At 40.3% G+C, this 12,392-nt stretch carries 9 protein-coding genes; 1 reads left to right on the top strand and 8 read right to left on the bottom strand.

Annotation, left to right across the window (positions count from 1 at the left end):
• Positions 1 to 788: 788 nt before the first annotated feature.
• The 8 genes from BWD47_RS10960 to BWD47_RS10925 form a co-directional block, all read right to left on the bottom strand.
• Complete coding sequence (locus BWD47_RS10960) at positions 789 to 1,733, bottom strand: ornithine cyclodeaminase family protein (RefSeq protein WP_075593979.1); 945 nt, start codon at positions 1,731 to 1,733, stop codon at positions 789 to 791.
• A gap of 1 nt (position 1,734) precedes the next feature.
• A complete protein-coding gene (locus tag BWD47_RS10955) occupies positions 1,735 to 2,820 on the bottom strand; it encodes a Xaa-Pro peptidase family protein (protein ID WP_075593978.1) in 1,086 nt (361 codons plus the stop codon).
• Positions 2,817 to 3,863, bottom strand: coding sequence for a proline racemase family protein (locus BWD47_RS10950; protein WP_075593977.1), 1,047 nt, complete (start codon positions 3,861 to 3,863; stop codon positions 2,817 to 2,819). The genes BWD47_RS10955 and BWD47_RS10950 overlap by 4 nt, the downstream gene beginning before the upstream one ends.
• 164 nt (positions 3,864 to 4,027) lie before the next feature.
• Positions 4,028 to 7,021: a TonB-dependent receptor domain-containing protein gene (locus BWD47_RS10945; RefSeq protein ID WP_075593976.1), complete on the bottom strand. Its 2,994-nt coding sequence runs from the start codon at positions 7,019 to 7,021 to the stop codon at positions 4,028 to 4,030.
• Positions 7,022 to 7,334: 313 nt separating this feature from the next.
• Positions 7,335 to 8,006, bottom strand: a complete 672-nt coding sequence (locus BWD47_RS10940; protein WP_069439272.1) for a GntR family transcriptional regulator — start codon at positions 8,004 to 8,006, stop codon at positions 7,335 to 7,337.
• A 120-nt stretch (positions 8,007 to 8,126) separates the two neighbouring features.
• Positions 8,127 to 9,623 carry an aldehyde dehydrogenase (NADP(+)) gene (locus BWD47_RS10935; protein ID WP_075593975.1) on the bottom strand — a complete coding sequence of 499 codons (1,497 nt, stop codon included), beginning with the start codon at positions 9,621 to 9,623 and terminating at the stop codon, positions 8,127 to 8,129.
• 13 nt (positions 9,624 to 9,636) lie between these two features.
• Positions 9,637 to 10,638 (bottom strand): 4-hydroxyproline epimerase, encoded by a 1,002-nt coding sequence (locus BWD47_RS10930; RefSeq protein ID WP_075593974.1) that lies wholly within the window; start codon positions 10,636 to 10,638, stop codon positions 9,637 to 9,639.
• A gap of 3 nt (positions 10,639 to 10,641) precedes the next feature.
• Complete coding sequence (locus tag BWD47_RS10925) at positions 10,642 to 10,857, bottom strand: hypothetical protein (protein WP_075593973.1); 216 nt, start codon at positions 10,855 to 10,857, stop codon at positions 10,642 to 10,644.
• Positions 10,858 to 11,123: 266 nt separating this feature from the next.
• Between BWD47_RS10925 and BWD47_RS10920 the strand changes: the two genes are divergently transcribed.
• Positions 11,124 to 12,371 (top strand): FAD-binding oxidoreductase, encoded by a 1,248-nt coding sequence (locus BWD47_RS10920; RefSeq protein WP_075593972.1) that lies wholly within the window; start codon positions 11,124 to 11,126, stop codon positions 12,369 to 12,371.
• The last annotated feature ends 21 nt before the right edge of the window (positions 12,372 to 12,392 follow it).

Here is a 12,392-nt window from a genome sequence, read left to right as displayed (position 1 = left end):
CTTGGTCACACTCAGGTCACCATTTACTTGGATGTTAGTATTTACTATCAAGAAAAGGTAAGGGAGCAAATGGCGCTCGGCAGGGATCGAACCTGCAACTTAGCCTTAGTAAAAACCTATACCCTGACAATCGATTATAGGAATAAAATATGCCTAACCTTTAAATTATTAATTACAGGTATACCCTAAATATTTAATACTTATGAGTCCCTTTTATTTGCATCACCACTTTGAGAAAATACTATAGTCAACCAATATTTAAAAGGGAAAAAGATTTTCCAGTTGTCGTAAGCTATTTTAACTTTTACAAAATAAGATACATTTTTTAAAAAGCTAAACTACACACTTTAAGCAAACACCTTAACCTGCTCTCTTATTATACCCAATTCAGATGTGGATTAAGAAACTTGAAGCTATAAAAATAATGCCCGAAAAAAGCCAAACTCCACAGTACTTCACCCAGTAATTACTATTCAGATAAGTGACATTAGGATTGTTAGAGTCAATTAAAATTGTACAATCAATCCCATTTTTAAACTGGGCTATAAGCTGATGATCAAATGCAATATAAACACTATAAATCTTGCTTTTAAATTCATAGCTGACTAATATTTTTTTGTAGTAGAAAAGCTCTAAATTGCGCACGTTATTATCAATTACATTGTTAATGTTTACAATTTTACAAACTCGCCAATGGTGCTTATCATAACGAATCCTGAGCCATCTTATAAATGTTAATAAGCTCAACATAACGAAACAAAGCCCTAATAATAAAAGTAATAAGCTACTCATTTTTTTAATGACTTATAAATATAATGTGCAGTTATAAGATCACTTAACGCTGTGCCAACAGACTTAAATACTGTTATATCGGATTCACATTTTCTCTCATAGTTATTTTTTTTAGCTAGATCCGCAAGCTCGCCGGATATATTAGCTTCATCAAAAACTCCCTCAGAAATAGGAATCAACAATTCACCAGCTTCAGCAAGAACATTCTCCTTGCTATCTACATATACCTTACTTTGTGCGATAGTAACACTGTCACATTCGCGCGAGTCGCAGCGATGATTACCAATCAAATCAACATGCGTACCAGGCTTTAACCAACCACCTTTAAATAATGGCGTTGGTGAACCTGTTGCGCAGCTGATCACATCGGCACTTTTAATAACTTTTTCACAACTTTGTCCGATAACAAACTTAATATCAGTAAATGCACGCTGTAAGCTATTGTGTAAAACAGCAACTTTATCTTGATTACGCCCAATTAACGTTACACATTTAAAATCGCGCACACTCAAGTGTGCTCGAACCATATACTCAGCTAAATTGCCGCTGCCAAAAAACACTAAATGCTGGCTATCTTTTCGCGATAAATAGTAGCTTGCCAAAGCAGATACTACAGCTGTGCGCCAAAGTGTTACACGTGTACCATCAACTAGAGCAAGAGGTTCACCATGAGCGCGAGAGAACAGCATTATTTTTGAATAAAGTGACGCATACTCACTATCAGTATTACTTGGAAAGTAGGTAAATGCCTTTACTCCAATAACCTGTTCATTCCATGCTGGTAATACGGCAAATGCGTCATGGTTTGTGTCTGTTTTATCTAACTCATACACATGACGCTTGGGCATAGTAAACTGCTGAGCAAACCCTTTTTGTAAAGCAATGCGAAGCGAGTCAAAATCTAGGACAGCATCAATTTGCGTTTGATCTATTACTTTCATCCTACCCCTCCAATTCGAACGGCTTAGGAGCCTGGGTTAATACTTCATAACCATTTTGAGTTATTAAAATATCGTCTTCTATTCGCACACCACCAAAATTCGGAATGTAAATACCAGGTTCAATCGTGATCACATTACCTGCCTCTAATACATGACGGCAATTTTTATTAATAAAGGGCAACTCATGTAAAAACAAGCCAACTCCATGGCCCAACCCTTGCCCTGCCCATTTACCAAAACCAGAGTCATCGAGTACTTGCTGTGAGATATTTTGTAAGTCTAGACAGTCAACACCTGCTTTGAGTAGGTTGATCGCTGCTTGCTGAGCATTACTTACGCTTTGATAGATTGCTGATTGTTTCTTTGAAGCTTTACCAAGTACATAACTGCGAGTCATATCAGAGCGGTAACCATTCACCACTGCGCCAAAGTCAAGAGTAATAAAATCACCTTTAGATAGAGTACGTTCACTCGGGCTGCCATGAGGCAGTGCAGAACGCTCTCCAAACATTAAAATAGTGGCAAACGACATTCCTTCAGAGCCTAGTTTTTGCATTCTGAATTCAAGTTCCAGCGCTAGGTCTCGCTCTGTTACACCTTCTTTAAAATAGGGTAATGTTTGTCTAAGCGCTTCGTCAGCAATGGCCGCAGCCGCTTTTATTTGCTCGACTTCCCAATCATTTTTAACCATGCGTAAACGTTCAACCATACCGGTAACTTGTGTAACTGTATGACTAGTTAACTCACTTGCCACTTGCTGCCAAAGTGCAACATCAATAAAAGCGGCATCAAAACCTAATTGACTATTAGTCGTTAAAAAACGATTTATGCACTGACCTAATGTTTCACTATCACGATCACGGCTGACAACCTCAAAGCCAATAGACTCTTCTTGAGCTCGGCCAAAATAGCGATAATCGGTTATTAGTACACTTTCCTCCGCAGTTATTAACGCGTAAGCAGCATTACCGCTAAAGCCACTTAAGTAACGAATATTTTCATGGCCTAATACGAGTAGCGCTGTTAACCCATTTTTTTTTAATGCCTGCTTTAGTAATTGTTGGCGAGAGGTAAATTGATTTTTCATCGAAATATAAATCCTTGCTTTAGGGGATCATTTGGATCAATTAAAAAAGTATGTTTGCCAGTGACAAAAGCTTCACCGCTCACTCTAGGTATTACTGCATGGGTATCAGCTAACATGCGTTGCGCTTTTAGCTCAACTGAAAATATAGAGCCTAAAATACTCTCTATTTTTATTTGCTGTCCTAATTTAAGCCTGCCTTTTGCAAACTCTAATGCAGCTCTGGCACTCACGCCGGTACCAGTAGGGCTGCGATCTAATTCGCCCTCAGCAAAAATGCAGACATGGCGGCTAAATACAGAATGACTTTTTTGTGAATTTGAATAGAAAATCACCCCATATAAAAAACTTAATGCATCATCGGTCGGGTGTTTTGGTTGGTAGTGGCTATTAACATCCTGCTTAATGATTTTTCCTAAGCTAATAATTTGTTCATGATTGTTGGGCGCCAAACTTACATCCAAAGTATCAGCATCTACAAAAGCATAATAAGCGCCGCCATAAGCAATATCACAATTGACGGTACCAAACAGAGGTATCTCTATTGGCATATCAAGTTTTTCTGCATAACTTGCAACATTATCAAAACAAACACTTATTAGTTGGTTATTTCGAAGAGTAATATACGCCTTGATAAGCCCTGCAGGTGTATCTATACGTAATTCATTAATGCCTTCAATAAAGTTGCAAATGCTGCTATCTTTAGCTGCTGTGGCAAGCGCAATGATAGCGTGACCACACATTGTGCTATAGCCTTCATTATGTAAAAACAGTACGCCAAAATGGCTATCTTTACGTTCAGGTTTTGTGATCAACGCGCCGTACATATCAGCATGACCTCGGGGTTCGAACATCAGTGCTTTACGTAGGTGATCGAATCTTGTTAGGCAATCAGCTCGCTTTTCAATCATGGTTTGCCCTTGTAGTTCAGCAAACCCATCAATGATTATGCGTAAAGGTTCACCGCCGGTATGCATATCAAGAGTATCCACTTGCAGCCAACCATCTTTAGGCTGTTGCCAATGAGAATATAAACTGTTCGTCATAGTTAACCTTAAAATTTATACGAAAAATGCCAAGCAGTTTCCTGCTCAGCATCAAGGCTGTATGGCTCAAATGAGCATGTGCTTAAACATCAAAACAACACACTAAATTACCCTAAGATAAATAGCTTAGTCCGCTGTTTTCAAACAGCTGTTTCACTAGGGAGTTAAAACTCTATACGTGCAAGTAAAGACACATAACGCGCGCCTTGACGCCCCGTCACGAGTCCATAGTCTGGATTCAGTTCTAAGCCATTATCACCGTACTGCGCACGCTCTTCATTGATTGACATAGCACTATCACCATCAAATAAGTTATAGACGGTGCCTTTTAAAGTCATATTGGTACCAAAAAAGTCCGTGTTATAAGTCAATGACATATCGACATTCGTTAACCAAGGTAGGTTTCCTTTGCTACCACGAGGAGCTGGATTACCATTTTCATCGTAATGTGATGCTTGATCATAGTATTGGCTAATACACGCATCCCAAGGATTCCCCTCTGCACAGCTATCTACGCCCGCTGGATGAACTGAAAAGTAACTTTTAGGACGGCCTGATGTAGTACGGGCAACAAGACCAATGGTCAGAGCTTCTGTGATGTTGTATGCACCACTGAATTTAAATGCATGGCGGTGGTCGTTAGGTAAGTTACCGTAGCCGTGATCCATCAAATCGCCATAGTCATAAGAGGTTGTCCAGCCTGGATCAGCTTGGTCGTTATCCGTTTTCACAAGCCCTTCGGTGTTACCATAACTATGTGACCAGGTATACGAAGTATTAATTCGTAAATCATCCGTCACATTGCCATCTAAGGTAAACTCAAGTGCTAAATACTTACGCTGCGCCTCTGGTAAAGCAAGTTCATCAGTACTTAAATTAACCTCATCAACCTGACCATCACCGTCAAAATCATATGACATTTGAATAGCTTCACCTGGGTTATTAAGCACATAGTAAGAACCTTGACCCACGTTATCGGTAATGCCCATTTCTGCAAGCTTTTTAGCTAATACTGGGCCGACATCAGTGTCTTCAACGCTGCGTCCAAGATCACGATAAATCGCTCGTACACCCGCTGACATAGTATCGAATACTTCTTGCTGATAGCCGATAGTAAATTCATCACTGTACATTGGTTTTAATGAAGATGAAGCAATCAACCCTGGTTCAGTAATACCACGCTGGCGCCAACGCCTATCTCGCAACATATCTCCTCTGCTTGGCGAGCCATCAGCCATTAAAGTTGGTGCACCGTTTGCATCTAGTTCATCTAACTCAAAGTACTCAAACCATTCAATCGAAGCAGATCCTTGGGTGATATTCATGTTCGCAGATACGGGTTGGAAATAACGTCCATATGTAGCAAAAATCTTAGCGCTGCCATCACCCGATATATCATAAATAGCTTGCAAACGCGGTGCTATTTGATTGTCAATATCAACGAAGGCACGACCATCTGATACCGTGTTTTCAAACTGGCTATAGCGTAGCCCCATGTTAAGCACTAAATTATCGGTTGCTTGCCATGAGTCGTTAATATAAAAAGCTAATGAAGTTGTATCTGAATCGACTTCGCGACTTCGAACTCGTCTTTCTATAAAGTCACTTCCTAAAGAAGCTCCCGATATATCATTATCACCGGCAGTTTTAACCGTCCACCAACCTTCTGCATCACCAATGCCGTTTTGGCCCTCAAAGTAATCAACTTTTACATTAGTGTAATCAACACCAAACTGGATTGAATGCATATCTAGATCCCAGTTGAAATCAATTCTTGCTTGGTCACGCGTAAATTCTTGTTCTGTTACCGATGAATTTGTGTGTTGACTTAAAGTGACAAAACCATCACGTTCATCCCAAACTCCAGGATTTGGAGATGCGACTACATTTTCAACGTTTTCAGTCACTCGGCCAACAACTGCTGAAACAGAAAAAGTATCAGTTAGGTAGCCATTATAATTTAAGCTATATACTTTACCGCCATCTTCCCCTGGTGCATCCACACCTTGTTGCTCACCAATCACATTCTCTTGCCAGCTGTAAGCAAAGGTTTTATCAGTCCAAGTGCGCTTATTGTTCATTGCTGAAAAACCCACTGAGTGATCTTCATTTATAAACCAATCTACTTTTGTAAACCAGCGGTCTTCATCGCGCTCAAAATCAGAATAAGTTGTTTGTCCTGCGCCAGTTGACTCTTCACGGCGCGGTGCAAACAAACCATAAAAAAACAAGGTATCTTCGATGATTGCACCACTAGCCCATAACTGAAGCTCTTTAAAATCGTAACTACTTTGCTTCGTATTAGTGCTAATAGTCCCATTTTCTTGATAAATAGAGTCGTGCTGGCTACGTAAACTATCAGGATCCCAACGTACTTCTGCACCGAAGTTAAAGTCATTATCACCAGACTTAGACACCGCATTAACAATACCGCCAAGTGCTCCACCAAACTCAGGGCTAACACCACCCGTTTTCACTTGCGTTTGTGAAATAGCTTCCCATGGCAAGCGAATTGAGCCTAAACCTGTACGGATACTGGTTACGTTTAAGCCATTAAAGTAATAACCATTTTCAGCTGCTGATGAACCACCAAAGCTTGAAGCACCATTAAAACTTGCGCCACCCGGTGCCGCTGTACCTGGAGCTAATAACGCAATACTTTCAAAACCAGTGTTTACTGGCATAGCTTTTAATTCAGCATCACTGAATGTTAGACCTGAAGTAGACGAAGCCATATCTACACGGCGAATGGCGGATCCCGTAACAGCAATTCGCTCAATATCACTACCGGCTTTATATAATTGTGCATCGAGAATAATTGATTGACCAATCGTCACTGCAACATTTTCTTCAACTAACGGCTCAAAGCCTTCTTTACTTATAGTGACATCATATGTACCAACTGGCACATTGCGCAGTAAATAGTCACCATCATTATTACTAGTAATGGTATACACTAAGCCTTTACTTTTATGTTTTAAAGTTATTGTAGCTCCGGTTAAATCGTTGCCAGCTTGTGCCACTACATGACCTTTAACAATGCTACTACCATCAACTGCTTTTGCTGTAGGAGTCATTATTAATGCAGCCGTTACCGCCGTTGCTAACAGCGATTTAATGCCTATTCCCCGAGTTTGCTTTTTATTATTTGTAAACATGTGAATGTTCCCTTGTTCCTGTTGATTTTATTGCCTATTTAACTTAGACGACAAAAAATATACACCTATTACATATTGTATACAATATTAAATATACACATAATTCATATTCATCTTTAAGCAACTGATCTTATTAGTGAAAAATTCTTATGAACTTTCGACCCAACAGAAAGGATCTATTTATGGTGCTAATTGGAATAATAAAAAGGGAGGGAAGGCATCACTTCTGTATTATTGCTGCTGGAAAGCGAAAGCAATGCCTAAAGTTATAAATTAGAGTTTAATAGCCTGTACTAGTTGCTAGGTATATTTTTTAATTACTTTTTTCACCTTCTAATTTTATTAGTAATTTTTTTATATCGTTTTTAGCTTTAACAATATGATTTTTTAGAAATTCACAGGCATTTTGACAGTCTTTTTTTCTGCATAACTCAAGTAAAGTACGGTGCTCTTCAGGAGCTTTTGTTAAACCACCTGCCAATAAAATATGCATACGTACATAGCGCTCAGAGTTTTTACTATACATATCAACCAGCTCACGGGTTTGTGGGCGCGCGGCGCGGCTGTATAATTTAGCATGAAACTGACTGTTTAAATCTCCAGTAGCTAAATGAGTATCGCCAGCGTCCATAGCGCTTTCAAGCTCAGCTAAAATTAATTCTGCATCAATTAAATCCTGATCAGTTAAATTATTTATCGAATGTTTTAGTAGTTCCGCTTCGAGCAATGCTCTTAAATCAAAAATCTCATCAATTTGAGATGCCGAAAGCTGTGTAGCAGTCGCACCTTTATGAGCTTCAAAGTTGACTAACCCTTCAGCTTCGAGTTGAAGCAAAGCTTCACGTACTGGAATCCGACTTACGTTTAGCTCAGTGGCTAATGCTGCTTGACGTAATGGATCTCCCGCTTTGATTTCACCTGAAAGAATTTTTTCGCGGATAGCTTCTGCAACAAGCTGAGTTCGAGTTTTATGTTCTATGGCCATAGTAATTTCTATAAATTGCATTTAATATGCATTATACCTATGAAAACACGCATGCCAAGTTAGAATCCTTCATAATAAAGAGATAGCGGGAAATGCAATTTCCACTCCCGCTACAATTAACTAAGACTGATAGCAAATTGGTCGCAAAAATCTCAACATTGCATTTAACCCAACAGAAGTGCTGCGAACATCTGTGGAGCTTGGAAAAGGTCCACCATGGTTCATTGAGCCACATACTTCTACGCCGGTTGGCATTTGATTGTGTATTAAACGCCCTACTTTGTATTTCAGCTCTTCTATAACGTGTTCAGCTTTAGCTAAATCATCAGCGCTGTCATGCACACTTGCCGTAAGCTGCCCTTCAAGCGCTGCTACTAGTAAGCTTAACTGCTCCATGCTTTCATAACGAACCAATAAAGCGGCTGGGCCAAATACTTCTTCACGTAACATTGGAGTTGCTAAATAAGTATCAACATTACATGCAAATACGTGGGCATTACCATGAAAGTCTTCTGTGAGTTCCCCTTTAGCAATAAGCTCTACGTTTTCGAGCTCACTGCGCTGGCTAACTTGCTTTTTAAAGGTCTTCACAATACCTGGGGTTAATAAAGTATCTGAGGCGGCTGCACTAATGCAGTTGGCTACCTCGGCTTCTAATTCATCACAGCCCGTTGGTACCAGCCATAAGCCAGGACTGGTACAAAATTGGCCATTACCCATTAGCATTGATTGGCAAAGAGCTTCAGCCATAGCTTTACCTTCATTTTGCGCTTTATTGGGTAAAACTATTTGTGGGTTTATGCTACCTAGCTCACCATAAAATGGAATTGGCTCTTGGCGTTTCGCTATAGTAGCCTGCAGTAAGTTAGCCACATTAAACGACCCAGTAAAACCGACTGCTTTAATGGCCGGAGCTGCGACTAATTGATGCGAAATATCGTAAACATCACTTTGCAGCATTGAAAATACACCTAGCGGCATATCACATTCTTTAATCGCAGCAAGCGCTGCACGGGCCATTAACTCCCCAGTGCCTGGATGCGCAGTATGATTTTTAACAACCACTGGGCAGCCTGCTGCAAGTGCGGCGGCGGTATCCCCCCCGAGTGTTGAAAATGCATACGGAAAATTAGACGCACCAAATACAGCTACAGGCCCAAGAGGTAAGTAATTAAGCTCTGTACGAGGTTTAGGTAATGGCGAGCGATTACTATCAGCTTCATCAAGCAGCTTTAAACCTAGTGGTGAGTCTGGGTTTTCACGCAGTGCACTGGCAAATGCTTTTAACTGATTAACCGTGCGCATTCGCTCACCTTGTAAGCGTGCCATAGGTAAATTGGTTTCTTGCGCGGTTTGCGTTAGTAAATCATCGCCAAGTGCTAAAATTTGCTCTGCAATACACGCTAAAAAATCTGCACGCTGACTAAAACTCGTTTTTCTGTACTCGATAAAAGCATTATTAGCAGCATCAACTGCCATATTTAACTGAGTACTCGTTACATTAAAGTAGCGTGTCGATAATGGTTGATTTTTAGCCGGTGAAAAGGCTTGAAATTCACCTTGCTCAGCGCGACCTTGCCATTGTCCGGCAATTAGGCTTTGTCCTGTTAATGTCATGCTTTTCTCCTCGTTAAATTACTTGAAACCCATAGGCATATGGGTCGTCGTCATCTACTGTAATGGTGCTCGTTCCGGTTACCCGAGACCAGCCGCGAATGCTAGGTAAAATAGCAGTTTGACCTGCCACTTCAGACACCTGCTCTATACAGCCAATAAACTGGCTGCCAATATAACTTTCATGAATAAATGCATCGCCTTGCTGCAATAAGCCTTTACTAAACAACTGAGCCATGCGGGCGCTAGTGCCTGTTCCGCATGGTGAGCGGTCAATGGCTTTATCTCCATAAAAAACCGCATTAGCCGCATCTGAGTTGGAATTTTTGGGTGAGCCTGTCCATAACACATGGCTAGCACCTTGAACGGTAGAGTCGAGCGGATGGATACATTGTATTTTGGCATTAATAGCATCACGCACTAATGGGCTGTATTTGATTAATTGCCCTGCACTAAAATGTTCAATACCTTTAAAGTTGCCCTGTGGTTCAACAATAATATAAAAGTTACCACCAAAGGCGATATCAACCTTTAATTCGCCCAGCTCTGGAATATTGATACATATAGACTGATGCGCTAAATAAGCAGGCACATTGTAAATTTTAACCCACTGCACTTTACCACCAGTCATTTCATAATTGACCTGAACTCGTCCTGCTGGCGTATCCAGTTTTAAAGTACCGGGGGTTTTAGCATGTAGCAAACCATGCTCTAAGGCGAAGGTAACAATACCCATTGTACCGTGACCACACATAGGTAAGCAGCCTGAAGTTTCTACAAATAAAATGGCTGCATCACCATCTTCGCTAGTAGGTGGGTATAAAAAACCGCCCGACATCATATCGTGACCTCTGGGCTCAAACATGAGCGCTTGACGGATCCAGTCATGGTTAGCTAAAAAGTCCTGGCGCTTTTCGCTCATGGTATTTCCCTGTAACAGAGGGTGGCCACTTGTTATAAGCCGCACAGGGTTACCGCAAGTATGGCCATCTATACAAAAAAATGTTCCTTTGCGCATCACTTAATCCAATTTAGGTTTATTTACATCAACACAATACGCTTTCGCAGTATCGTTAAGCGTTGATGAAGAAGTTTTTTCATTTACAACCAGTAGTTTAAAATCTGCTATAGCTTTTACTATAGCGCTGCCAACTAGTTGCCATGTAGAGCTAACTAACTCATCACTATTAAACTGAGCGGCCATTGCTGGGTTTATGCCATGCCAATTGATTTTCATTTGCCTATTCCGAACTGAATTTATGCTTGATATGATAGGTATATTGTATACAATAATCAATATCCTATTTTAATATTAAATTTATAGGTACACACCCTTAAAAGATCACAAATAACAAATTACACATAACTAATTGAAAGTTATAACTAAAATGAGTTAGAAAGAGCTTGTAGAGTTTTTTCTTACTACTTGTCAGTAAATACAATATCGATTTATTTTTTAAAAAACGTATAGCGTTTTACTTTTATCATCAGGGGAAGGTAATTTTGACCAATACAAGAACTCAAAGAGTCGCCGTGATCGGTGCCGGTGTAATTGGTATTTGCACAGCTTTACAGTTACAACAAGCTGGCTTTGCAGTGACGCTATACGATGAAAATGGCCTAGCGCAAGGCTGCTCAAAAGGTAATGCTGGGCACTTTGCCACCGAACAGGTATTTCCTCTAGCGCAGGTAGCATTATTAAAAAAATTACCTGCTATGCTTTTTAACCCATTAGGACCATTGCGCATTGATTGGCGCTATGCAATAAAAGCTCTTCCTTGGTTTTGGCAGTTTATTAAAAATATGCCTAGAGCCAGATTTATTGCACATACACACGCTCTCAAAGCCTTAAATGAACATGCAATTCATGCTTATGAAAGATTATTAGCAAACTATCAACTGGACCACCTGCTTACTAAACAAGGGAGTTTACTAACCTTTGAAAAAACCCCATTGGTTGATGTGCAGCGCACCTTGGCTATGTATCAAGCGCAAGGAATTAAAGTAAAGCTACTTGATACAAAGCAAGTACATGCTCTAGAGCCCAGTTTATCCGATAAAATAAGTCACGCTTTATTATTTGAAGACGTTGCTCATAGTATTGAACCACATTTATTTTGTATCCAATTAGCGCAAAAGTTCAGTTTATTAAAAGGGCAATTTCGTCAACAGAAAGTAGTTGCTATCACGCCTAAAAGTAAAGGTTTTATGGTGAGTGATGAACAAGATAGTCTCAATTTCGATAAAGTCGTGATCGCAGCGGGTGCTTGGAGTGTCTCTCTCATCGAGCCGCTTGGGTACACAGCACCTTTAGATACCGAGCGCGGTTACCACTGTATGGTTAATATTAACCATGGCCTAACACGGCCCGTAGCTTCTGCTGAACGGAGTCTTATCTTGACCCCGATGAGTCAAGGGTTAAGAGTGGCAGGCACAGTGGAGTTTGCGGGTATAAATAGAAAGGCTAACAATAAACGTGCATTAGCTTTACTGCCCCATGCACAAGCGTTATTAGCTAGCCAGCCTCTTAGTGCCACGACTACATGGATGGGCTGTAGGCCATCATTGCCTGACTCATTACCTATAATAGGCCAAGCCCCCAATCACAATAACCTGTACTTTGCCTTTGGTCATCAGCATTTAGGGTTGACACAAGGAGCCATAACTGCCGAGTTAATTACAGATTTGTGTCTCAATAAAGCCCCCTTCATAAATTTAGAGCCATATTCTATAAACCGGTTTATGCGCTAATTCTTTAAAAATTATAATTAA

The sequence above is a fragment of the Pseudoalteromonas sp. PAB 2.2 genome (assembly GCF_001938575.1).
GTDB lineage: Bacteria > Pseudomonadota > Gammaproteobacteria > Enterobacterales > Alteromonadaceae > Pseudoalteromonas > Pseudoalteromonas lipolytica.
This window is presented reverse-complemented; position numbering and strand designations above follow the sequence as displayed.